Source organism: Enterococcus sulfureus ATCC 49903, from assembly GCF_000407605.1.
Lineage (GTDB): Bacteria > Bacillota > Bacilli > Lactobacillales > Enterococcaceae > Enterococcus_G > Enterococcus_G sulfureus.
In genome coordinates this window covers 176,385-201,021 of record NZ_ASWO01000007.1, presented here as the reverse complement: position 1 = coordinate 201,021, position 24,637 = coordinate 176,385, and the positions used below count along the sequence as shown (strand labels likewise).

The window sequence follows — 24,637 nt, the reverse complement described above, 5'->3', positions numbered from 1 at the left end:
TCTCGTGAGTTTGGTATAGTAAGAGTATTCTAAATGACAAAGGAGTATGCTCGTGCACTCGTTACGCAAAAAACGTCGTCCCTTTCATTTTTCGCCGGCAGAGATCATTACTGGGACATTTATTGGTCTGATCTTACTTGGAACGGGTTTGCTGATGTTGCCTATTAGTAATCAACAAGATAGTCCACAATGGATCGATGCTTTATTTATTGCCACATCCGCAATTTGTGTTACCGGTCTGTCACCACTTTTAATTGATCAACAATTTAGTTTATTTGGTCAAAGCGTGATCTTGATGTTGATTGAAATAGGCGGATTAGGATTCATGTCGATTCCAATTTTTATTTATTTTGTTGGGAAAAAACGAATTCATTTAAGCACACGTCTAGTATTACGTGAATCGATGAATATGGAAAGCCGTTCTGGAGAAGTAAAGTTGGCTTTAGCGATTTTAAAGATCGCAGGTAGTATTCAATTAGTCGGGATCGGACTATTAGCGATTCGTTTTATTCCAAAGTATGGAGTTGCAACAGGTATTTGGTATAGCGTATTCCATGCTATCTCTAGTTTTTGTAATGCAGGATTTGATTTATTTGGGACAAGTATGGTGGCTTTTAAAGGAGATCCTATTATTATTTTGACCATCAGTTTCTTGATCATTTCAGGGGGGCTTGGATTTCTAGTATGGACAGATCTTTTACAAATCAGACATAAAAAATTGAGTTTACATAGTCGTTTGGCACTAAAAATGACGGGGATCTTACTGCTTGTCGGATGGGGTTTATTTTATTTGATCATGCCCAAAACATCTCTTGGAAAGAGTTTATTGGATAGTTTTTTCTTGAGTGTAACGCCTAGAACAGCTGGCTTTTTTACGTTAGACTATGCCAATATGCCACAAGCTGGATTGATGCTTACGATGATGTTGATGTTTATCGGTGGAACGTCAGGTTCGACGGCTGGAGGACTAAAAACAACGACCTTAGCCGTATTGATCGCAAAAGTTCGTTCCTTGTTCAAAGGACGAACACGTACCGAAATTTCTGGACGTACCATCCGAGAAGTTGCGGTGGCAAAGGCAATGACGTTATTTTTCTTAGCTCTAGCCATTTGTACAATCAGCTTATTTATTTTAACGATTACAGAGACAACGTCTAATGAAACACTGGTTGTGTTAGGATTTGAAGTGGTCTCAGCATTTGGAACAGTTGGATTGACAATGGGCGCAACCTCTAGTCTAAGTTTGGTTGGAAAATTGGTGATCATTAGTTTAATGTTTATTGGACGTGTCGGGATTTTGACGATTCTATATTCGTTATCTCGTAAAATTTATCAGCAAGAAGTGAAAATAAAGTATCCTGAAGAATCTGTTTTATTAGGATAGTTAGGTTTAGATTGGTAAAATTGTAAAAATTTTTTTATACTATTAGCAAGGGGTGAAAAACGATGTTAACAACTGGTGTGATTATCTTTTTTATTGGGTTATTCTTTTTAGCAGCGGCAGGAATCAGTTACCGTTGGCGGGCCTTTACCAATAAAAAAGCGTGGAACGGAATGGCTGTTCCTTTTACGGTGATTGGATTGATTGTTTTTGTTATCGGTCTTGTTATTATTTATGTGAATTATCCATAAAAAGTCGCTTAGGCGGCTTTTTTTATTTATAACCTATAAAAGTTGCGTTACATTTTATCAAAAATAATATCTAATGTTATTTTTAATTGAGACTATATTAGAATAGTTTTTACTGTTTCATTCATTAAATAAAATGAATGGAATTATTTTTTTGCTCAAATTTGTTGTTTTTAAAATGATGAATAATAGGTCTATTCTAAGAAGTATAGTATTTTTTGTTTTTTTTTATTTTTTAGCACATCGGACTTTAATTTAGAAAATTAGCACAAAATAGCTTACAAAATTGTTCGCTCATATTTATAACTTGTTCGTGTTAAGTTATTTTATTCTCTGTATACTAAAGAAAATATAACTAGATACGTTGTAGGGGATAAAAGTTAAGGAGGAACGACAATGGGAGTCAAAAAGATCGGAAAATATATGATAGCGCTATTAAGTGGAATAATCTATCTTGTACTTTCTTCAACTCCGGTTCATGCGGCAGTACAACCTTTGGGTCAGGTTTATGGTGGAGATGGTGAGCCTAAGTATGACTTTACAGTATATACACAAACTAAAAATAAACAATTACTTGATTGGGCAATTTGTGGAAACAGGTATCTAATTCCACCTGATCCAGATGATTTGGTAACTTATGACCAATACTATCTTTATGAAGGAGCTGAAAAGTTTAGGAATCGTAACGATGGTTCCAATGGTAATCCTTCATCAACGGGTAAGGGGAATAATTTATATAAAAATCTAGACCAAATTGTAGCGTCTTGGTTTGCGATTAGTGAAGATAGTGATGTGTTGATGGATTATTATCGGAATACTGTATTTAATGGAGTTACTCCAAATGATGTTATTAACCAATCTTTTTCTGATTATAAAAAAAAGAATTCAAAATTCGAAAAATATGCTGACTTGGAAGCCTTTCGATATGCAACTGCACAAAATATAGCTTGGTATTTTACAGATGGTATTACACCAGGAAAATATTATACAAATACAACATTTAGCAATAAAGTATTCGATTTTTCTAAAAATACTGCAAATAAGGCCACGCAGACTAGTGCATTTGCGTTGAATGTTCAAATTATTGATCAAAATGGGAATGCAGTCAATACGCAAAATCCATTGGTTATTGATTCAACTACACGAACTAGTGGTACCTTTGAATTGACTGGATATGATTATCCCGTTCGTGCGGATTTAACGAATATGCCTTATACACTTATTGATGCTGCAACAAATACTGAGTTAACCAATATGGCAAGTTCTGCAGATAAAAATAATGGGAAAACAATCAATTATATTTTAAAAAATAAAAAATATTATGTGAAACTAAAAGATGGAGCTTCTATTGAGAGTATTCCTAATTTAAATCTTAGTTATTTACGTTTGAAAAAGGCTTATTTTTATGTACCGGTAAAAAGTCCAACTTGGCCAGCAGCAAACTATCAGGCTCTTTTAACTTGGCAAGTAGAAAAAGTCGATCTATCGATACCTTTCAAAGTCGAAGTCAAAGAAACACAAGTCGAAGGCGAGAAAAAATGGCAAGATTACAACAACAAATTTAATACTCGACCAGATAAAATTACGATCAACTTATTAAAAGATGGTCAAGTCTACAAACAACAAGAAGTCAGTAAAGAAACCAACTGGAAATACCAATTTGATCATTTGCCATTAGGTCCTACGTATACGATTACCGAGGAACCAGTCGCAAATTATACGCCAACGATCGTAGGCAACGATATCACTAACACTTATGTCAATACCGAAAAAGTCAATAAAACGGGACATAAGATTTGGGATGACCTAGATAATCAGTACAATACGCGTCCAGATCATTTGACCTTTGTGTTGTATCAAAACAATAAGGAAATCGCTCGTCAAACAGTGAAACCAGATGAATCGGGAAATTGGAGTTATGCCTTTAACGATTTGCCTAAATATGACGAAAATGGCGATGAATACAAATACAGAGTAAGTGAAGTTCAAGTAGGTGGTTACAGTACATCTACAAAAAATGATGCGAATGGTGTCAACTTTGTCAATAAGCTAAGATTAACAGATGTAGCTGGTGAGAAAAAATGGAATGATTTAAATAACCACTATCAACTTCGTCCGGAAAAAATTACCGTTCGTTTGTATCAAAATAATAAAGAATTTGCTCATCAGGAAGTCAGTGCACAAACAAATTGGGCTTATCATTTCTCAAATCTTCCTTTACAAAATAAAAGTGGAAAAAACTACACCTATACTGTAAAAGAAGATCCAGTTCCAGGATATGAAGCTGTACTTGATGGCACAACGATCACGAATAATCTATTGCTGACTGCGATCAAAGGTGAAAAAAAGTGGGATGATCAAAATAATGCCGCTAATTTACGTCCAACACAAATCGTAGTGGAATTATTACAAAACGGTACGAAAATTCAAGAACAAGTCATCAAACCAGATAGTAACGGCAACTGGTCGTATACCTTTGATAACTTGCTAAAACAAGATCAAAATGGGAAAGATTATGTCTATACTGTAAATGAACAAAAAGTTCCTTATTATACAACAACGATCGACGGCACAACGATTACGAATACATTGAAATTAACTGAAATTAAAGGTGAAAAACAGTGGATTGACAGCGATGATCAAGCGGGAATGCGACCAAAAGAAATTACGATTTGGTTAGTTCGCGATGGAAAACGACTTGAAAAACAAGTGATCCAAGCAGGAAGTAACGGCAAATGGACGTATGCATTTACGAATCTTCCAGTAAACGATGCAGATGGAAAAGTCTATACGTACACCATTGAAGAAGAACCGGTAGACAATTATACAACGGCAATCGATGGGACAACAATCATCAATACGTTCAAACCAAATGGTGTGTTACCTGATACTGGTGGACGTTACAAACAATCGATGATCTATGTAGGACTTGCGATCGTCATTGTCGCAATTGTCAGTGGTATTGTTTATGCAATTAAATCTCGTAAAGAGTGGTAGTACAAATAAACGCAGCGGTTTGTTAACCGCTGCGTTTATTTGTACTATAAAAACGGTAAAATCCAATTTGCCCAGATCCAACTGATAGGAAAAATTAAAACCATTGCTGGAATCATATCGGCAGTAGGGAACATTTTGACTTTAATAATCCGAAAGCCTGTCGCAATCATTAACACGCCCCCGCAGGCTTTAAAATCTAAAATCATATCCGGCGTCGTCAACGGAAAAATAAATTGTGCTAACACGAATAAGATAAAAAAGATAATAAATTGCGGAATGATAATAAAAGAAACGACGATCCCTAATTGACTAGCAAAAATCGCTGCCGTAAAAAAGTCTAAAACCGATTTGGCAATCAACACCGAGTGATCACCAGACATTCCAGAATCTAAACTGCCATAAATCCCTGTACCGCTTGCACAAAATAATACAATAATCGTCACTAGGTTTTGAATGAAATCATCCTGATCTAAAGCTAGTTTATCATTTTTCATGTATTTACTGATTGGTTTTTGCATCCAGGCGGCTCCGCGATTGATTTTATCTCCAAGATGAATGGCTAAGCCAAGTGCAGTTCCAATCACTACAGCGAAAATAACAGCGGGCATGTATTTCATTGGTCCGATAGCATAGATTCCCATCGCCATTGAACAAACACCAAAAATCATAGTAAGTTCAAGTTTGAATTTTTCTGAAACCTGTTGGCCAAAAAATGCACCTAAAATACCGCCAATAAAAATTGCGGCTGAATTGATCATAATCCCTAATGGCAAATTCTTCACGTCCTTTTTCGTAGTCTTATCTATTCTAACAAGTAGATTTTAAGAAAACAATGAGTAAATATTAAGATGAGTTTTTTAGATATAGATAGTATCTAAAAATAGGTGATATCTTTTCTTGTTAAGAAGTTTTTGCTTTGTAGCGCTTAAAATATAGGCGATTATGATGGAATAGTTTTTTTATAAAGAAAACAAATGAAAGTAGTGCGAGTAAAAAGACCTGACAGAAAATTTCTGTCAGGTCTTTTAAAAGCGAATCCAGCGTGTACTCATATTGGCATCATAAGGACGTGTCACTGTGAGTTGGTCTTGGCTTAAATGACACTCCTTACAAATCAGTTCTTGTAGTTGTATTGTCGATAGAGCTACCGTTCCTTGATAGGTTGATTGATCGTAAGGTGTCCATGTTGTTAGCATTTGTAATTTTTTATTGTTTAAAAAAGTACTACTCGCTGCTTCTGAGTGAAACTTTACTAAAACATCATTGGTCGTAGTTTGATAAACGGGCGATCGATTCATTTTAAAAATAACTATAAATACAACGACTAACATTCCAATTCCAAGTAGTTGCCACATCCTGCTCACTCCTTAAGAAACCCTTTTCTTAAGTATACGCTTTTCTAACTGATTCAACAATTAATAACTGGTTTCAATTGGATAAAGCGCTAAAAATTCTTCTTCTTTTTTTGATAAAGGAACCACTTGGTAATCTAGTGTAATCCTTTTTGTAATGTAACTTTCTAATTGAGAAACAGGTACAGTAAATTGAGTTGAGATCATAAACAACACTCCTTTAGTTGGTATACAGCTAGTATAAAAGCCCAACCTTAAGTTTACCTAAACTAAATCAACACTTAACGAATAATCGGTAATTTGAAATCCTACTTTTTCATAAACATGTAAAGCACGCTGGTTATGACCAAATACATGCAATGAAAGTTTTGTAGCCCCTAACTGACTACAAAACACCTTGATTGCTTGCATGGCTTCTTGACCGTATCCTTTACCACGATAGTCTTCAACGAGTAAAAAATCATAGACAAAGGCTTCCTCTGTGTTTTCTGATTCAAAATAAATCCAAGTATAGCCAATCGCTTGATCAGCTAATGCAATAGTCAATAAATAATGTCCTTTAGTAGCTAATCCTTCCGGTAATAAAGAGCGAAAGCTAGCTTTAGAAAGCGCAAGTGCCTCTTCTTTGTTCCATGTTTTTGCTTGGACTTTATCTTCAGCAAAATCTTTGATTGCTTGTTTTAAATAAATAGGATAAATGTCTTGTGTCATTGGGAGAAGTTTCATTTGAAATCCACCTTTTTAGATGTAGTATAGCACATTGTTTATACTCAGATAACAAAATTGATAGCGTAGATCGTGATTAATCAATGGTTGAATCCCTTCGATTTTAGTAGGCTTAAAGGAAGAGTAAAGAGAAAGGACAGATCATATGCGAGTATGTAAAGAAGGGCTAAAATACGTACCAATTGTGATGATTCTCTCTTTTTTTATCGTAGCAGCGGATCGTACAGGTAAACTTGGTATTTTTGGAACATTGATTACATTGATGATCGATCCTCAAAACTTTGCTTTAAAATACGATATCCAGTTAAAAAAATCTGTACAACGAAAAGTTTATTATTTTCGTGATATCTCGCTGAGTCTCTATTGTAGTTGGTATGCAACGTATATCGTCAATCGTTTGATTCAAAATAGATATACCTTATGGATCGATTTAGTCCTTCCGAGTTGCTTTTTTCTATTGATTTGGTGGCATTTACGCTATTTGGTTCCAAAAACGATGCACTATTTAAATGAAAAAAATTAAACTGCTCTGATCTATTGATCAGAGCAGTTCTTTAGTTTTCTTTTTTCTTTTTCCCAAGTCCAAATGTTAAGAAGAAGCTTAATAACATAATGAGTGAAGAGATCCCAATTGTTTTGGCAACACTCGTTGTAAAAGTAGCATCGATCTTATCAAATACGTTTGTTTTTGTTTCTTGGGTAATCGCCAATTTTTCAGCAGGAACTTCACGTAGTCCAGGAATAGAGGAGCCTGCACTATCGATGACGGATTTCTCAACCATTGTTTGTACGGGTTGTGCAAGTTCATATTGATTTAAAGAAGAAGGGACATCGTGTTGTAGATAGCTAACAAAAATCGTACCAATGATTGCGATGCCAAGAGCGGAACCAATTTGACGAATGGTCGATTGAACAGAAGAAGCTTGACCAGATTGAGTCGTTGGCACATCTTGCAAGACGATCGAAGTCAACTGAGCTGAAGCCAATCCTAATCCAAATCCGTAAACGACTAGCCATAAAATAATGACCCATAAAGAGATTCCTGGATCAACAGTTAAAAAGAATCCTACAAAGCCTAATGTTTCAAGTAATAATCCCAATGAAACGACAAAACGTGCGGAAGTTTTTTGTACGATAAAGGAAGCTGAACCTCCAGCAAAGAACGCTCCTACACCCATCACGGCTAGAATACCACCAGATTTCATTGGAGAAAGATTTAAAATATTTTGTAAGAATAATGGAAGTAAGAACAATAAGCCAGATTCTCCGATAGCGACAACACCCGCTACAATATTTCCTAACGAGAAGCTTTGGAAAGAGAACAAACTTAAATTTAACAAAACGGACTTGTGTTGTTTACGAAGATGATTTTCCCAAAATAAGAAGATCGCCATCAAAATCAGACCGGCTGCTAATAAGAAAGGAATGATCGATAATCCTAAAAATGTTGGATGATCTCCTTTGACAGTCCACCAGCCGTAATTGCGGCCTTCGATGATTCCGAATACTAATAGCAACAAGCTAGCAGTAGATAAAAGAAATCCTAGGATATCAAAACCATTTGTCATTTTCTCACCATATGTTTCAGGTAAGACTTTAAGTGCTACTAGAATAATGAAAATCCCAATTGGCAGGTTGATATAAAAAATCCAATGCCAATTCAAATACGTTGTAAAATATCCACCTAGTAAAGGTCCTAAAGCAGCCATACCGGAAATTACAGATCCCCATACCGCAAATGCTAAGATCCGATCTTTACCGAAAAATAGAGAATTCACTGCAGATAAAGTTGTTGGCAATACAACAGCACCGCCAATTCCTTGTAAAGCACGCGCGATTAACATCGTCGTAATATCTGTTGAAAAACTAGCTAAAATAGAACCAGCAATAAAAATAATAATTCCCGTAATTAAGACTTTTTTACGTCCGACGTGGTCAGCGATTCGACCCATTGTAATCAAAAGTGCAGAAAAAATTAAAGAATAAAGAGTAATGATCCATTCTGCGTCTGTAAAATCTAAATTTAGATCTCGCATGATCACAGGTAAAGAGACATTGACGATCGTTCCATCAATGACGACTAACGAAACAGATAGTGCTAAAACCGTTAATGCCCACCACTTATGTGGAAAAGATTTCGTTGTTTTTTCCATAGTTTTCACCTCAAATTTAATGTAATTGATTGATTCGTTGTTTAGTATACCGCTAAAGTGACACTTTGTCACTTTTAAAGCAAGACAAAGACTCAAGTTTTTATTAAAAAATATTTGTTATTCGATTTTATTGATAAACGTCACTAAAATTAAGGAAAAAGCCAAGAATACAAGTGAAAGATAACGTAAAAACATACCTAGAGGAAAACACCATGCATGATGAAAAAGCATCGGTAAAGTAGGATTTAGAAGTTGATAAAGCCATTGACTACTATCTAAAAGGGTCAAAAACATTCCTATCAAAAACGAATATACAGCCAAGGCTAAATAGACAGAAAAAGAACAACGTGTACATTTTCGGTAAAGTTTTTTCATAGATATACTCCTTTATCGATTAAAGTAAGTTCTGATGTTAGTATACCTGAAATGGTGTGAATCATGTGACTAGATGACTTGAAATGAAAAAATAGCAACCGTTTTCTTTTCACATGGTATACTAAAAATAGAATTTAAGTAAAGGAGTCTCGACATGAGTGAGTTTTTAGAAATCCCAACCTGGCCGTTGTCCTTGCCTTTTCGTACATTTGAAAATGAAGGAGAAGTCGTTGTTCCTCCTCATTGGCATAAAGAAATCGAAATTATTTATGTAGTTGAAGGGACTGTTACGATTGGCTATCGTCAAAAACTATTTCAAGTACACGAAGGAGAAATTTTTGTCTTTGCTAGTGGAGAAACGCACTATTTTTTAGCTTCTCCGCACAGTAAACGCCGCGTTTTCCAATTTGATTTGAGCTTATTTCGTAATGGGATGATCCAACATTTGGAGATGCATGAGTTACCACAGCAATTTCAACAAGCACATTTTCACAGTGTGATGTGGCCAAGTCAAACACAAGAAATAATGCGTGCAACACTCGATCAATTATTCATAGAGATGATGCAGTGCCCTATTGGATATGAATATGCGATTACTAGTCTTTTATTAAAGATTGCTGTTTTGTATTATCGTGAGATTCCAAAAATCAATGAAAAGAATCAAGATAGTTTTGTTGAAGCTACAGTTAATCAAGAAGCATTAGAGCGTTTAAATGAAGTTTTTATTTATATCGAAACTCAATTTGATACGCCGATTACATTAGATGAAGTCGCCAATGTCGTTGGATTTAGTCCTTATTATTTTGCTCGTTTTTTTAAAAAACATACGGGTCAAACTTTTGTTCAATTTTTAACGGCGTACCGGATCAATCAAGCCAAATACATTCTAGCTAATGAGAAATGCCCGATGATCGAAGTAGCAGAACGTGCAGGGTTTCATAGTGTGAAAACGTTCCATCATGTCTTCAAAGAACAAGTCGGTATCTCACCACTAAAATTTCAAAAAGCAATATTCGGGAATAAATCCCATTAAATAAAGGAAGAAACCGTTCACTATATTTTGTAGGATAAGAGTATACAAAATGTAATGGAGGGTTTTTTTAATGACAGTAAAAGTAGGAATTATTGGGTGTGGTGGAATCGCAAATGGAAAACATTTACCAGCATTGAGCCAAATTTCAGAAGTCGAATTGATTGCCTTTTGCGATATTGAGATTGAGCGTGCAGTAAAAGCAAAAGAACAATATGGAATGCCAGAAGCTAACGTCTATATGGATTACAAAGAAATGATAACGGATACATCGATCGATATCATTCACGTATGTACGCCTAATAGCTCACATGCAGAAATCAGTATTGCAAGTTTAGAAGCCAATAAACATGTAATGTGTGAAAAACCAATGGCCAAAACGAGTCAAGAAGCACGCGCGATGATCGATGCTGCGAAAAAAAGTGGGAAAAAACTAACGATCGGTTACCAAAATCGATTTCGAACGGATTCACGATACTTACACGAAGTGTGCCAAGATGGCGCATTAGGTGATATCTACGTTGGAAAAGCGCACGCAATTAGAAGAAGAGCAGTCCCTACTTGGGGAGTCTTTTTAGATGAAGAGGCTCAAGGTGGAGGACCGTTGATTGATATCGGGACACATGCCTTAGATTTGACGCTTTGGATGATGAACAATTATCGACCAAAATATGTTGTCGGAAATACGTACCATCATTTATCAAAAACCGAAAATGTTGCAAATGCCTGGGGAGCTTGGGATCCTGAAAAATTCACTGTTGAAGATTCTGCTTTTGGTTTTGTAGTGATGGAAAATGGTGCAACGATCTTTCTAGAAGCGAGTTGGGCATTAAATAGCTTAGATGTAAAAGAAGCCAAAACGACTTTGATGGGCACTAAAGGCGGAGCAGATATGAACGATGGCTTGACCATAAATGGAGAAGACCATGGACTGCTCTATGAAAAACAAATCGAATTGGAAACTGGTGGAGTTGATTTTTATGAAGGAGAAGGAAATGACCCTGCAGTATTAGAAGCACGCTCGTTTATTCAGGCGGTTTTAAATGATACCGAACCAGTTATAAAACCAGAAGAAGCTTTAGTCGTCACAGAAATTTTAGAAGCGATTTATGAATCGGCACGTACGGGAGAACCTGTAATGATGAAAGGAGTAAGCGCATGATCCACGTTACGATTTGGAATGAGTATCGACATGAGAAAACTGATGAAAAAGTCAAAGAAGTCTATCCTGAAGGAATCCACGAGCAATTGAAGTCTTTTTTAAACGAAGAATTTATGGTACACACCGCTACATTAGATGAAGTCGAACACGGACTGACTGAAGCACGTTTAAATGAAACCGATGTCTTGATTTGGTGGGGACATATCGCGCATGACGAGGTGGACGATGAGATCGTCAATCGTGTGCACACTCGTGTTCTACAAGGAATGGGATTGATCGTTTTACATTCGGGACATTTTTCGAAAATCTTTAAAAAATTGATGGGAACATCTTGTGATTTAAAGTGGCGTGAAGCCAATGAACGGTGTCGAATTTGGAATATCGCACCGAGCCATCCGATTACGAAAGGGATCGGTGAATGGATCGAATTGGAGGAAGAAGAGATGTATGGCGAACATTTTGATATCCCTACACCAGATGAATTGATTTTTATTAATTGGTATCAAGGCGGCGAAGTATTTCGTGGTGGATGTACGTATACGCGAGGAAACGGAAAGATTTTTTATTTCCAACCAGGTCACGAGACATATCCATCTTATTACAATGCACAAGTCCAACGGGTCATTAAAAATGCGATTTACTGGGCAGCTCCGACAGATAGTGTCTACCCAACGTATGGGCATCATCACGCTTTGGAAAACTTCGAGGTGTAGATGAATGAAAATTAGTTTACAGTTGTGGAGTATTAAAGAAGTGTGTGAAAAAGATCTCCTTACTGCATTGAAAAATGTAAAACGCTTTGGTTATCAAGGTGTTGAATTTGCCGGGTACTTTGGTCATTCAGCAGCCCAAATCAAAGCGTGCTTAGATGAATTAGGCTTAGAAGTTTCAGGAACGCATTATCCTATTGAACAACTAGAAGAGCAATTAGAAAACGTGCTTATGTTTGAAGAAACGATTGGCAATTACAACTTGATTGTTCCTTATTTAGATGGTCATAGCATTGAAGAGTGGAAAGACTATGCGAAACGGATGGCGATGATCCAAGAAAAGTTAGTCAATACGCCATTTCGTCTAGGCTATCATAATCATGCGCATGAATTTGATGTAGTGCCACACGCATTTGATCTCTTATTAGAAGAAGTGCCCACTTTGGCATTAGAAGTCGATACGTATTGGGTAGCCTACGCCAAGGAGAGCGTCCTTGATTTCTTAGATCATTATCAACAAAATATTGGCTGGTTACACATAAAAGATATGCAAAAAGAGCCGATAGAAAGTACTGAAATTGCTTCTGGCATCTTGCCGATCAAACACTATCTAGATTGGGCAGTCCAACGTAATATTGACTGGTTGATTGTGGAGCAAGAAGCATTTCAATCATATGCTCCTTTAGAAAGTGCACAAAAAAACTATCAAGCACTTGAACGATTGCGAATAGAAAGCGAGGAAAATTAAATGAAATTAGGTGTGTTTACGCCATTATTTAACCAACTAAGTTTTGATGATATGCTTGAAGAAGTCGCAAAACGAGAACTACAAACAGTTGAAATTGGGACTGGTGGATTTCCAGGAAATGCCCATTGCGATATCGATGCACTACTAGCAAGTAGTCAAAAAAGAACAGAATATCTTCATCGTTTAGCAGATAAAAATTTAACCATCAGCGCGTTTAGTGCGCATAATAATCCATTATCACCTGACCCTAAAGAAGCAAAAATCGCAGATGAGTTGTTACAAAAAACGATTCGGCTTGCTAGTTTGATGAATGTGCCAGTCGTGAACGGATTTTCTGGTATCTCAGGTGGAAATGCAACCGATACCAGTGTCAATTGGCCAGTCTTGCCATGGCCTACGGAGTATGGAGATAATTATCACTATCAATGGGAAGAGAAATTGATTCCCTATTGGAAAATGATTAATGAGCAGTGTGAACAAGCTGGAGTTAAAATCGGGATCGAACTTCACGGTGGTTTTTTAGCGCATACGCCGTATACGATGCTAAAATTACGCGATGCAGCGGGTAAAAATATTGGCTGTAATTTAGATCCTTCTCATCTTTGGTGGCAGGGAATAGATCCTGTAGGTGCCATCAAGATTTTAGGAAAAGAACAGGCGATTCATCATTTTCATGCAAAAGATACGTATTTAGATCAAGACAATATCAATATGTACGGTCTAACGGATATGCAACCTTATGATCAAGTCCAAACACGTGCATGGACGTTTCGTTCTGTAGGTTGTGGACATTCGATGACAGAATGGTCGAATATTATCAGTGCCTTACGTTTATATGAGTATGATTATGTCCTAAGTATCGAACATGAAGATCCATTGATGTCGATTTCTGAAGGATTTGATCGGGCAGTAACAAATTTAAAATCGATTATGATTCAAGAGCAACCAACTGACCTATGGTGGGCATAAAGGAGAACGTCATGCAAAAAAAATTACGATTGGCACTGATTGGCTACGGCGGAATGGGAAGTTATCATCTCAACACGTTAGTCCCTAAAGAATTATTCGAAATAAAAGGGATTTACGATAGCGATTCCTCTAAAAGAATTAAAGCACAAGAAAATGGCTTGTTTAGCTACGATACTGTAGAAGCCTTATTTGAAGATCCCATGATCGATATCGTGTTGATTGCAACACCGAATGATAGTCACAAAGAACTTGCGATACAAGCATTAACATCAGGAAAACATGTAATTTGTGAAAAACCAGTAATGATGAACACACAAGAATTAGACCAAGTTTTGGCTGTTGCAAAAGAATGTCAAAAAGAGTTTATCGTCCATCAAAATCGCCGTTGGGATCCGGATTTTTTAGTAGTGGCTCAAGCGTATCAAACGAATCAGTTAGGAAAGGTGTTTCAGTTCGAATCGCGAGTTCAAGGTGCGAACGGTATACCAGGAGATTGGCGTCATGAAGCAAAACATGGTGGTGGGATGCTTTTAGATTGGGGCGTACATCTATTGGATCAATTGCTTTATTTGATCGATGCACCAATCACTCATGTCATGGCAGAGTTAAGTTTTGTATTAGGAAATGAAGTCGATGATGGATTTATCGCGTATCTTTATTTTGAGGATGGTACACGTGCTCTCGTTGAAGTGGGGACTACAAATTTTATCCATTTACCTCGCTGGTATGTAAAAGGGTATGATGGCACTTTAGAAATTGACGATTGGGATTTATCTGGTGAACTCGTATTGCAAACAGGAACAATCGATCACCATCAGTTAAAACCAATCCAAGCTGGGGCAGGACTGACAAAAACGATGGCACCACCATCTGAAGAGGCCACAACGAACTATCCAGTTCCAACTCCGAATCTACCAGAAACGACGTTTTATGAGAATGTCTACCAAGTGATTTGTAAAGAAGGTGAACTTCTTATTAAACATAAAGAAGTGCGTCGTGTTTTAGCTTTGATCGAACGATTATTTGACTCACATGCACAACGTCAAATCCTTCCATTTGAATAAGCCATAAACCTCCTTTTATTTTTGATGAAAGGAGGTTTATTGTATACTAAATAAAAAAGGAGTGATACATATGGATGTGATTGAAGTACACGAAATTTCCAAATATTATCACCATCAACCCGCAATCAAAAACGTTTCATTTCATGTAGAAAAAGGAGAAGTATTTGGCTTTATTGGACCAAATGGAGCTGGAAAATCGACAACTATTAAAACGATGATCGATTTTATCAAACCAGACGAGGGAAATGTCCAAATTTTTGGTTTAGATAGTCAGCGAAATGCTAAAGCCATTCGCGAGAAAACGAGTTATGTATCCAGTGATGTTCGATTTTATCCGAATCTGACGAGTCTAGATCTAATGCGCGTAGTAGCAAAATCGGCACATCTAACAAAACAAGAACAAAATCAAAAAATCACCTATTATATAGAGCTGTTCGCTATGGATGCGACGAAAAAAATGCATCAACTTTCTTTAGGGAATAAGAAAAAACTAGCTTTAGCGTGTGGATTGCTCACACAACCACAACTTTTGATTTTGGACGAACCGACAAATGGATTAGATCCGTTGATGCAACACCGTTTTTATGAAGAGTTGACACGGCAAAAACAGCAAGGAATGACGATTTTTTTATCTAGCCATGATTTAACTGAAGTACAACGACAAGCTGATCGGGCTGCATTTATAAAAGAAGGAAAGATTGTAACGATTGAGCACATGAATCAAGAAACAGTCGGACAGATCATTTCTGTCACTGGACCTTCATTACCGATGGCTGCATTTAAAAGAATTGGCGCAACAGTATTGAAACAAGAAAAACAAACGGCTCGCCTTTGGTATGGTGGCACGCGACAATTACTTTTTCCAGTACTCGAAGATGAAGGGATTGATCATTTTATGATTACCGATCCAGAACTCGAAGATCGGTTTTTAACATTATATGAACATAAAGAGGAGGGAAAATCATGATTGAGCTTGAGTGGAAACAACTGACAAAAAGTTTAGTGATTTGGATCATTCTCTTTACACTGATCATTTGGGGATTTTCTGCGATTTACCCACAAATGCATAGTGCTGCTTTTGCACAATTAGTCAACGGAAAAGTAGATAGTTTGTCGCCGACTTTACTCAAAACATTTAATATCGAAGGAAGTGGAATCGCAAGCTTTACAAATTCGCTCGGTTTTTTTGCTTATTATTTCCAATATTTATTTCTAGCTGCTTGTTGTTTTGTATTGCTCAGTAGTACTCAAGAATTGATCAAAGAAGAAACGGAAGGAACGATCGAATTCTTGTATGCACTCCCGTTGACCCGAAAAGCAATTTTTTTAAAAAAAGCAGGTTTCATACTAATCACTAGTGGTCTTTTTTGGTTAGTAACATTTTTAAATGCTATAGCAGCAACGTTATTTTTTAAATCCTCTTCAGATCAGACCGAACTGATCGTCAAACGTCTCAGTAGTCTATTTGGACAAGAGTTATTGGTATTATGGCTATTAATTGGATTGGGCTTTTTTCTTTCGAGTTGGTTAGCTTCGAGTCGTCAAAGTATCGGTGTTAGTTTAGGAATTGTATTTGGTATCTATTTACTTGGCATTCTCTCAGTATTGAGTCAATCGTTCTCTTGGTTAGAAAATTGGGCATTTATTCATCGGACTGTACCTAGTAAATTATTGACAACTCCACTTTCTATTACTTATGCTGTCGTTTTATTTGGAGTAGGGATTTTCTTTTTTTCTTTAGGATATATACGCTATGAGAAAAAAGATTTAACGAACAAGTAACACGCGATTTCGTTAGTGAAGTCGCGTGTTTTTTTGCGAACATACAAGATTCTTGCAAAAAAAGTTAAACTTCTTTATAGTGATATAGATTGTTATCGATATGGAGGATAAACCATGGAAAATGAATTGCTTTCACTAAGACTAAAGGCATTGGCCGATCCACATCGCCGAAAAATCTTATCTTTGTTACAAGAAGAAGCCAAATGCGCGTGCGATATTTTACCTTACTTTGAATTTACACAACCCACACTTTCTCATCATATGAAGATTTTGGAACAAGTTGGTTTTGTGAGCGTAGAAAAACGAAAATCTTGGCATTATTATGCAGTACATAAAGACGTGATGGCAGAAGTTTTACATGAATTGACGATGTTGATGAACAAGAACGATACAAAAGAAGGAGTACAGAAATGACATATGCATTAGAGATCCAAGGATTAAAAAAGGTCTATGCTTCAGGTGTTGAAGCATTAAAGGGAATTGATTTAACTGTTGAAGCGGGCGACTTTTATGCACTTTTAGGACCAAATGGAGCTGGAAAATCGACAACGATTGGGATTATGACATCATTAGTTAATAAAACAGCAGGAAACGTCACGATTTTTGGATACGATCTAGATAAAGATCTAGTCAAAGCCAAGCAACAAATTGGATTAGTTCCACAAGAATTTAACTTCAATCCATTTGAAACAGTCCAGCAAATTGTTGTCAATCAAGCTGGTTATTATGGTGTGCCTCGCAAAGAAGCACTAAAACGTAGTGAAAAATATTTAAAACAATCCAATCTATGGGAAAAACGCAATGAACGGGCTCGAATGCTTTCTGGTGGGATGAAGCGTCGATTAATGATTGCACGTGCATTGATGCATGAGCCAAAACTATTGATCTTAGATGAACCAACAGCCGGTGTGGATATTGAATTGCGTCGCGAGATGTGGACATTTTTACGCGAACTAAATGAACAAGGGACGACGATTATTTTAACGACCCATTATTTGGAGGAAGCCGAAATGCTTTGTCGCAATATTGGGATCATCCAATCTGGTCAAGTGATTGAAAATACGAGTATGAAAGAATTACTAGCCAAATTGCAATTTGAAACGTTTATTTTTGATTTAGAGCCGTTTGACAATGAACCTAAAATTACAGGATACAACTATCAATTCGAAGATGAGCGTACATTAGAAGTTGAAGTGGCGCGTGATCAAGGAGTCAATCATGTATTTGAGCAATTGTCGGCTCAAGGTATCAAGGTATTATCGATGCGCAATAAATCCAATCGTTTAGAAGAATTATTCTTAAAAATCACAGAAGATAAGTAAGTGGAGGCAAAACATGTTTAATCTTTATTTAACAGCACTCAAAAGTTTAGCAGCAAAAGAAACCAATCGTTACATGCGAATCTGGGTTCAAACATTAGTTCCACCAGTCATCACGACATCCTTGTATTTTATTATTTTTGGAAATCTTATTGGAGGCCGAATCGGCGAAATGGGCGGCTTTTCCTATATGGAATTTATCGTACCAGGTTTGATTATGATGTCAGTGATCACTAGTTCTTATTCCAATGTAGCCTCATCATTTTTTTCTCAAAAATTTCAAAAAAATATTGAAGAACTTTTAGTCGCGCCCGTTCCGACGCATGTGATCATTTGGGGATTTGTATTTGGTGGGCTTGGTAGAAGTATTTTAGTTGGTGCATTGGTAACGTTGATTTCGTTATTTTTTGTGCCACTACACGTTTTCTCTTGGGGAATCGTTATTGTAACAGTATTGATGACGGCAATCGTCTTTTCTTTGGCTGGTCTTTTAAATGGGATTTTTGCTCAATCTTTTGATGATGTGTCGATTGTACCGACCTTTGTGTTACAACCGTTAACGTATTTAGGTGGTGTGTTCTATTCGGTTACGATGTTGCCACCATTTTGGCAAGCTGTTTCAAAAGTCAATCCTATCGTCTATATGGTATCAGGCTTTCGCTATGGGTTTTTAGGGACGATCGATGTGAACATTTGGATCTCACTAGGGATTTTGATTGTCTTTATTCTAGTATTGTACGCGTTAAGTTGGTACTTGATTGAACGTGGACGTGGATTAAGAAGTTAAAAAAAACGTCACGAGGGGGACTCGTGACGTTTTTTTGTACCCTTTTTTTAGGGAGTTGGGTACGGGTTATATGGAGGAAGTGATAAATTAGAAAAACTAATCGTAGTTATATAAGTTGGGGGCTTATATAACGTATGCTTCAAGGGGATGAAAGCATCACTTCTATGTCTATATAATACGCCGAAGATCGTAAAAATACCACGAACAAAACTGTAAAGCGGTCTTACATAAATGTTATATTATAAAGTTTAGTTTGTTATTATTATTTGAAAAATAGCAATACTAAGCTATTTTTTATAAAGTATAGTTTAGTTTGAAAAAAATCAAGTTATTGCTTGACTGTGCCCCTACGTCACCTTGTAAAGTAAAGAAAAGGAGGGAGAATCATGTATAGTATTCATGAACTTGCGGTGCTATCGGGCGTAAGCAAACGCACCTTACGCTATTACCATGAATTGAATCTATTGCTTCCTGAACAAGTGACCGATAAAGGCTATCGGGTGTATACAACCAAGCAAGTAGATCAATTACAGCAGATTTTATTTTATAAACAGTTCGGATTTTCGCTAGAACAGATAAAACAATTACTCGTTGAAGAAGAGGAAAACAAAAATAAGATGCTCGAGCAACAATATCGACGTCTAAAAGCAGAAAAAGAGCATTTAGATACCTTGCTTCAAACATTATCTAAAACAATTGAATATCAAAAAGGAGAGATTTTTATGACAGATCAAGAAAAATTTTTAGGCCTAAAAGCGCAACGGTTACAGGACTATGAAATGCATTATGAGACAGAAAGTCGTGAACGATATGGCGATCAACTTGTCGATCAAACAAAAGAAAAATTTTCAAGATTAACACTAGAAGCATATCAGACAAGTGAAGCTATTGAAAATCAGCTCATTTTATATTTACAACAAGCAAGTCTTACGGACAAAGAAAAACAAGAAGTGGTCGCACTCCATGCAAAATGGTTAACACAATCGGCGCCTTTTTATACAACAGAGTATCATCGACAACTAGCAGAGTTGTATCGTTTAGATGACCGATTTCAATCTTACTATGATCAAAAAGCCGGAGATGGAGCAGCAAAACGCTTAAGTTCAATAATTAAGGAAATTTTAATCTAAAATAGGTACAATCTATTGCAACCGGTCACAATATGACTACCTAGTGTGATACACTCCTTTTTGTGAAGAACGAAAGGGGGAAATCATGATGCATGAAATTCAAAAAAATGAGATTTATTTTTCGAAAGTGATTGGGCAAGAAGAATCATATCATGTGCGTGTGCGTACGATTTTAGAACGGACAGCAGTGGTTGAAATCCAAGAGTTAAATGAGTTACCTGCACTAGTCTTATTAGAAGATTTAAAAGTAGCGAATCTTCAAGAAGCGTAATTGCTTAAGTACGGAAATCTTGCTATACTAAACCGAATACATACAAAAAAAACAGTAGATCCCTACTGTTTTTTTTAATCTAAATCAATCGAGGGAAAATAATGCGCAATATTAAAATGACTATTGAATATGATGGAACACGTTACCAAGGGTGGCAACGTTTAGGAAATACCGATAAAACGATCCAAGGAAAAATTGAAAATATTATCAAACAATTGACAGGTGAAACAATTGAGATTATCGGTTCAGGACGAACAGATGCAGGAACTCATGCTCGTAACCAAGTAGCAAATTTCAAAACAGAATATACAGGAAGCCTTGCAGAAATGCTAAGTTTCTTCCATAAATATTTACCGCAAGATATTGTAGTCAAACATTTAGAAGAAGTTCCAGACCGATTTCATGCACGTTATAATGCTAAAGGTAAAACGTATAGTTATTATTTATGGAATGATCCGATTCCATCAGCCTTTAAGCGTCATTACAGCTATCATTATCCAGAAACATTGAACTTAGATGCGATGCAACAAGCTGCTGAGCTGTTATGTGGAACGCATGATTTTGCTGGGTTTTCTGCTTTGAAAAAATCGAAAAAATCGACTGTTCGCACCATCGAAGCAATCACGATCACTAGAGAAGGACACGAGCTTCATTTTACGTTTAAAGGAAATGGCTTTTTACATAAAATGGTTCGTATTTTAGTTGGAACGTTAGTTGAAATTGGAAGCGGACAAATGAAAATCAAACAGATCGAGACGATTTTTGAACAAAAAATTCGTAGCGAAGCGGGTGAAACAATGCCTGCGCAAGGATTATTTTTAGATTATGTAGAATATGAGTAAATTTGGTGTGAATTTTAATTATTCTATCTAAATTTAATTGAGATGCTCCGTAAAATCGAATATTTAATATTTTATTTTACTTAAATGTTAAGATTACATTACGAAGAGGAAATAACTTCAAAACAGACTGTACAAAGACATAAAAAAGATGTATGATGAATTAGTAGTATATTTGAACATTAATCAATTGGTAATTTTAAGCAACACCGAAATTCCTCTTTTTTAATCAAGAAATTATTGCAAAAAAATGATTGTGCTCAGCACAAGGAGGAATTTTATTATGAACAACGGTACAGTAAAATGGTTTAACGCAGACAAAGGTTTTGGATTTATCACTAAAGAAGACGGACAAGATGTATTTGCTCACTTCTCAGCTATCCAAAGCGAAGGTTTCAAAACTTTAGAAGAAGGTCAAGCAGTGACTTTCGACGTTGAAGAAGGCCAACGTGGACTTCAAGCAACTAACATCCAAAAAAACTAAAACTGACTTATACAACACGATTCAAGGTTCTTGAATCGTGTTTTTTTATAAGAAAATGAATCAGAAAGAGGTCTAAACTATGGTATTTAATACTTGGAAAAAAATCGTTCCTTCTGAAAAAGGTGAAGCCTTTCATGTAGGACAGAAAGTTTCAGTAGTCGGCCAGTCTCAAGCAGCAAATGGAACAATTGATGCATTGTTAGTCAATACGGCAGTTGTCTTAATGGAAGAAGAACAAGAAAAACAAGTTATTAAATATGAACATTTAGTTACTCTTTAATATAAATCAAGATCAAATCGCTAAATTTATTTAGCGATTTTTTTATTGACAAGGAAGTTAAAAAGGATTATGATCTGTTTATGAAATCGATATCATAAAAGGAGGCCCTTATGGCGACGATCAAACAAGTTGCAGAACGTGCGGGATTATCTGTCGCAACTGTTTCGAGATATTTGAATGATCATCCATATATCTCTGAAGAAAAGCGTGAGAAGATCAAGCAAGCAATGAAAGAACTCGATTACACACCAAGCAGTATTGCTACTCAGTTACGCTCAAAAAAAAATACAATGATCGGTGTGGTCGTTTCGCGTATTACAAATCCTTTTTTCTCTTATTTGATCAATACGATCGAGAAGCAAGCAAAGCAAAAAGGCTATCAGGTTTTGATCATGCAAACCTATGATGATGAACATGCACAACTAAAAATGTTCGAGTTATTGAAACAGCAAGTTGTGAGTGGAATCATTTTATGCTCTGTAGAAGGAAAAATCGATACGATTGCCCAGTATTTGGCTTATGGTCCTATCGTATTATGCAATGAAGAGATCCAGCATGAAGGACTCCCTCAAGTCTATACGAATCAAGAAGAAGCGACCTTTTTAGCAATGGAGTATTTGATTCAAAAAAATTATCAAAAAATCGCCTATTGTACAGGCGGAACACTGGTAAATGGAGGGCATGGGAATGCACGGACAAAAGGATTCGAACGGGCACTAGCACAATACGATTTACCTATACGAAAAGAATGGATTTTTAAACAAGTCCATACCAAACAAGATGGAGAACGGATCGCCAAAGAATTATTAGCGATGCCAAAGTCTAAACGTCCGGATGCTATTTTTACAAGTAGTGATGAAGTGGCAAGTGGTGTTCTCAAAATTTATTTGGAAGAAAAACAACGAATACCTGATGATTTAGCCATCTTAGGATTTGATAATCAGCCCTACACCGATTTATTGGCGGTTCCTCTTACGACGATCGAACAGCCAGTTCAAGGATTGGGTGAAGAAGCAACAAATTTATTATTTGCAAAAATTGAAAATCAACCGTATCAAATCAATACCAATCACTTACAATTACGCTTGATCAAACGAAAGTCCACTTGATGGCTTTTGTTTTTTGCTAAATATGATATCGATACCACAAGGAGGAAATCAAATGAAAACGAATAAACAACAAGCATGGTGGAAAGAAGAAGTCGTGTATCAAATTTATCCAAAAAGTTTTTATGATACAAATGAAGATGGGATTGGTGATATTAATGGAATCATTGAAAAATTACCTTATCTCGCAGATTTAGGTATCACGACTATCTGGATCTGTCCGATTTTTACTTCACCAATGGTAGATAATGGATATGATATTAGTGATTTTCAAAATATTCAGCCGGAATTTGGTACAATGGAAGACTTTGATCGTTTACTTCATCAAGCAAAACAAAATCAAATCAAAATCATTTTAGACTTAGTGGTAAATCATACTTCAGATGAACATGAATGGTTCCAAAAAGCACTCACAGATCAAGAGAGTCCTTATCGAGATTATTATATCTTTAAAGAAGGTTCAAACAATACACCGCCAAATAATTGGCGTTCTATTTTTGGCGGAAGTGTTTGGGAAGCGGTTCCTAACGAGAAGAATATGTATTATTTTCATACATTTGATAAACGTCAGCCTGATTTAAACTGGGAAAATCCTCGGTTGCGAGAAGAAATTTATGCAATGATCAACTGGTGGTTAGAAAAAGGAATTTCTGGTTTTCGGATTGATTCGATCACATTTATAAAAAAAGATCAGGATTACCAGAGTGTACCAGCAGATGGAGCAGATGGCTTAGCAAATGTAAAACATAAAGGACGTAATCGACCTGGAATTGAATTATTTTTGAAAGAACTAAATGACGAAACCTTTAAAAAATTTGATTGTGTCACCGTTGGCGAAGCTCCCGGAGTGATGTATGAGGAATATGACCAGTTTATTGGGAAAGATGGCTATTTTAACATGATTTTTGACTTTCACTATGCGGATATCGATGTTGAAAACGGAAGTGAATGGTTTCGACAACATCACTGGGATGTTCCAGAACTAAATGGATTGATCGAAAAAAGTCAGATGGAGTTACAACGTCATGGTTGGGGAGCCAATTTTTTAGAAAACCATGATCAGCCTCGCTCTTTGTCAAAATATATTCGTGATGAAGACTATCAAAATGAAATTGGTGCTAAAGCGCTGGCTACGTTATTTTTCTTATTACGAGGGACACCATTTATTTATCAGGGACAAGAAATTGGAATGCGGAATGCTGTGAGACAATCACTTGAGGAGTTTGATGATGTGTCGAGTATTGACAACTACCATCGAGCGTTATTAGAAGGTTATTCAAAAGAAGAAGCGATGCATTTTGTCAATTCACGTTCTAGAGACAATAGCCGAACACCGTTTCAATGGGATGCAACTCAGTATGCTGGATTTTCAAAACATCGTCCTTGGTTGGATTTAGCTCAAACACCACCTCAAATCAATTTGGAAAAAGAGTATCAAAACCAACATTCTGTGTATCATTATTACAAAAAATTAATTCAATTACGCAACCATTCCGCATATTCACAAACACTGATCTATGGTGAAATCGAGTTTAAAGATGTGGCAGATGATGTAATTTGTTATCAAAGAAAAGGAGAAAAAACGGTCACGATTTATATCAATTTATCGAAAAAAACAGCTGAACTGGACCTAACAGGAAAAATGATTTTAAGCAACTATCCACTGATCGAAACAAAGACGAGTTTAGCACCTTATCAAGCATTAGTATTGGAGGAAGTATAGT

General features: G+C 36.3%; 28 protein-coding genes. 22 read left to right on the top strand and 6 right to left on the bottom strand.

What is annotated here, in order from left to right:
* Positions 1–52: 52 nt before the first annotated feature.
* The 3 genes from I573_RS10950 to I573_RS10940 all read left to right on the top strand — a co-directional run bounded on the left by I573_RS10950 (position 53) and on the right by I573_RS10940 (position 4,626).
* Positions 53–1,384, top strand: a complete 1,332-nt coding sequence (locus I573_RS10950) for a TrkH family potassium uptake protein (RefSeq protein WP_016186316.1) — start codon at positions 53–55, stop codon at positions 1,382–1,384.
* Positions 1,385–1,446: 62 nt separating this feature from the next.
* The gene (locus tag I573_RS10945) at positions 1,447–1,632 is read left to right on the top strand and encodes a hypothetical protein (RefSeq protein ID WP_016186317.1); all 186 of its coding nucleotides are present in this window, start codon (positions 1,447–1,449) and stop codon (positions 1,630–1,632) included.
* Positions 1,633–2,025: 393 nt separating this feature from the next.
* On the top strand, positions 2,026–4,626 hold the full coding sequence (locus tag I573_RS10940; RefSeq protein WP_016186318.1) for a Cna B-type domain-containing protein: 2,601 nt from the start codon (positions 2,026–2,028) through the stop codon (positions 4,624–4,626).
* A gap of 44 nt (positions 4,627–4,670) precedes the next feature.
* On the opposite strand, the gene I573_RS10935 is transcribed toward I573_RS10940, so the two are convergent.
* From I573_RS10935 to I573_RS10925, 4 genes are all read right to left on the bottom strand, one after another.
* Entirely contained in the window at positions 4,671–5,399 is a 729-nt protein-coding gene (locus I573_RS10935) for a DUF554 domain-containing protein (RefSeq protein WP_016186319.1), read from the bottom strand.
* 252 nt (positions 5,400–5,651) lie between these two features.
* A complete protein-coding gene (locus tag I573_RS10930; protein ID WP_016186320.1) occupies positions 5,652–5,981 on the bottom strand; it encodes a hypothetical protein in 330 nt (109 codons plus the stop codon).
* A 60-nt stretch (positions 5,982–6,041) separates the two neighbouring features.
* Positions 6,042–6,185 carry a hypothetical protein gene (locus tag I573_RS11535; RefSeq protein WP_016186321.1) on the bottom strand — a complete coding sequence of 48 codons (144 nt, stop codon included), beginning with the start codon at positions 6,183–6,185 and terminating at the stop codon, positions 6,042–6,044.
* Between the two features lie 57 nt (positions 6,186–6,242).
* Positions 6,243–6,704: a GNAT family N-acetyltransferase gene (locus I573_RS10925; protein WP_016186322.1), complete on the bottom strand. Its 462-nt coding sequence runs from the start codon at positions 6,702–6,704 to the stop codon at positions 6,243–6,245.
* Between the two features lie 145 nt (positions 6,705–6,849).
* Between I573_RS10925 and I573_RS10920 the strand changes: the two genes are divergently transcribed.
* Positions 6,850–7,227: a hypothetical protein gene (locus tag I573_RS10920; RefSeq protein ID WP_016186323.1), complete on the top strand. Its 378-nt coding sequence runs from the start codon at positions 6,850–6,852 to the stop codon at positions 7,225–7,227.
* 31 nt (positions 7,228–7,258) lie between these two features.
* On the opposite strand, the gene I573_RS10915 is transcribed toward I573_RS10920, so the two are convergent.
* Together I573_RS10915 and I573_RS10910 are read right to left on the bottom strand one after the other, a co-directional pair.
* The gene (locus tag I573_RS10915; RefSeq protein WP_016186324.1) at positions 7,259–8,857 is read right to left on the bottom strand and encodes an MFS transporter; all 1,599 of its coding nucleotides are present in this window, start codon (positions 8,855–8,857) and stop codon (positions 7,259–7,261) included.
* A 117-nt stretch (positions 8,858–8,974) separates the two neighbouring features.
* Positions 8,975–9,232, bottom strand: coding sequence for a hypothetical protein (locus I573_RS10910; RefSeq protein WP_016186325.1), 258 nt, complete (start codon positions 9,230–9,232; stop codon positions 8,975–8,977).
* A 154-nt stretch (positions 9,233–9,386) separates the two neighbouring features.
* On the opposite strand from I573_RS10910, the gene I573_RS10905 reads away from it, so the two are divergent.
* The 18 genes from I573_RS10905 (at position 9,387) to I573_RS10820 (ending at position 24,636) form a co-directional block, all read left to right on the top strand.
* Positions 9,387–10,265, top strand: coding sequence for an AraC family transcriptional regulator (locus I573_RS10905; RefSeq protein WP_016186326.1), 879 nt, complete (start codon positions 9,387–9,389; stop codon positions 10,263–10,265).
* Between the two features lie 70 nt (positions 10,266–10,335).
* Complete coding sequence (locus I573_RS10900) at positions 10,336–11,424, top strand: Gfo/Idh/MocA family protein (RefSeq protein WP_016186327.1); 1,089 nt, start codon at positions 10,336–10,338, stop codon at positions 11,422–11,424.
* Positions 11,421–12,137 carry a ThuA domain-containing protein gene (locus tag I573_RS10895; protein ID WP_016186328.1) on the top strand — a complete coding sequence of 239 codons (717 nt, stop codon included), beginning with the start codon at positions 11,421–11,423 and terminating at the stop codon, positions 12,135–12,137. The genes I573_RS10900 and I573_RS10895 overlap by 4 nt, the downstream gene beginning before the upstream one ends.
* 4 nt (positions 12,138–12,141) lie before the next feature.
* Positions 12,142–12,882 carry a sugar phosphate isomerase/epimerase family protein gene (locus I573_RS10890; RefSeq protein ID WP_016186329.1) on the top strand — a complete coding sequence of 247 codons (741 nt, stop codon included), beginning with the start codon at positions 12,142–12,144 and terminating at the stop codon, positions 12,880–12,882.
* Positions 12,883–13,851, top strand: a complete 969-nt coding sequence (locus tag I573_RS10885; protein WP_016186330.1) for a sugar phosphate isomerase/epimerase family protein — start codon at positions 12,883–12,885, stop codon at positions 13,849–13,851. It abuts the gene before it with no gap.
* Between the two features lie 11 nt (positions 13,852–13,862).
* The gene (locus I573_RS10880) at positions 13,863–14,915 is read left to right on the top strand and encodes a Gfo/Idh/MocA family protein (protein WP_016186331.1); all 1,053 of its coding nucleotides are present in this window, start codon (positions 13,863–13,865) and stop codon (positions 14,913–14,915) included.
* Between the two features lie 70 nt (positions 14,916–14,985).
* Positions 14,986–15,882 (top strand): ABC transporter ATP-binding protein, encoded by an 897-nt coding sequence (locus I573_RS10875; RefSeq protein WP_016186332.1) that lies wholly within the window; start codon positions 14,986–14,988, stop codon positions 15,880–15,882.
* Positions 15,879–16,697, top strand: a complete 819-nt coding sequence (locus I573_RS10870) for an ABC transporter permease subunit (RefSeq protein WP_016186333.1) — start codon at positions 15,879–15,881, stop codon at positions 16,695–16,697. The genes I573_RS10875 and I573_RS10870 overlap by 4 nt, the downstream gene beginning before the upstream one ends.
* Positions 16,698–16,811: 114 nt before the next feature.
* Positions 16,812–17,111, top strand: a complete 300-nt coding sequence (locus I573_RS10865) for an ArsR/SmtB family transcription factor (RefSeq protein ID WP_016186334.1) — start codon at positions 16,812–16,814, stop codon at positions 17,109–17,111.
* Positions 17,108–18,019, top strand: a complete 912-nt coding sequence (locus I573_RS10860) for an ABC transporter ATP-binding protein (RefSeq protein ID WP_016186335.1) — start codon at positions 17,108–17,110, stop codon at positions 18,017–18,019. The genes I573_RS10865 and I573_RS10860 overlap by 4 nt, the downstream gene beginning before the upstream one ends.
* A 13-nt stretch (positions 18,020–18,032) precedes the next feature.
* Entirely contained in the window at positions 18,033–18,803 is a 771-nt protein-coding gene (locus tag I573_RS10855; protein WP_016186336.1) for an ABC transporter permease, read from the top strand.
* A gap of 386 nt (positions 18,804–19,189) precedes the next feature.
* Positions 19,190–19,933 (top strand): MerR family transcriptional regulator, encoded by a 744-nt coding sequence (locus I573_RS10850; RefSeq protein WP_016186337.1) that lies wholly within the window; start codon positions 19,190–19,192, stop codon positions 19,931–19,933.
* An 85-nt stretch (positions 19,934–20,018) separates the two neighbouring features.
* Positions 20,019–20,204: a hypothetical protein gene (locus tag I573_RS10845; RefSeq protein WP_016186338.1), complete on the top strand. Its 186-nt coding sequence runs from the start codon at positions 20,019–20,021 to the stop codon at positions 20,202–20,204.
* A gap of 101 nt (positions 20,205–20,305) precedes the next feature.
* Positions 20,306–21,046: a tRNA pseudouridine(38-40) synthase TruA gene (truA, locus tag I573_RS10840; RefSeq protein ID WP_016186339.1), complete on the top strand. Its 741-nt coding sequence runs from the start codon at positions 20,306–20,308 to the stop codon at positions 21,044–21,046.
* Positions 21,047–21,326: 280 nt separating this feature from the next.
* On the top strand, positions 21,327–21,527 hold the full coding sequence (locus I573_RS10835; RefSeq protein ID WP_016186340.1) for a cold-shock protein: 201 nt from the start codon (positions 21,327–21,329) through the stop codon (positions 21,525–21,527).
* Between the two features lie 79 nt (positions 21,528–21,606).
* On the top strand, positions 21,607–21,807 hold the full coding sequence (locus I573_RS10830) for a hypothetical protein (RefSeq protein WP_016186341.1): 201 nt from the start codon (positions 21,607–21,609) through the stop codon (positions 21,805–21,807).
* Between the two features lie 110 nt (positions 21,808–21,917).
* Entirely contained in the window at positions 21,918–22,916 is a 999-nt protein-coding gene (locus tag I573_RS10825; protein ID WP_016186342.1) for a LacI family DNA-binding transcriptional regulator, read from the top strand.
* Positions 22,917–22,968: 52 nt separating this feature from the next.
* On the top strand, positions 22,969–24,636 hold the full coding sequence (locus I573_RS10820) for an alpha-glucosidase (protein ID WP_016186343.1): 1,668 nt from the start codon (positions 22,969–22,971) through the stop codon (positions 24,634–24,636).
* Position 24,637: the final 1 nt, after the last annotated feature.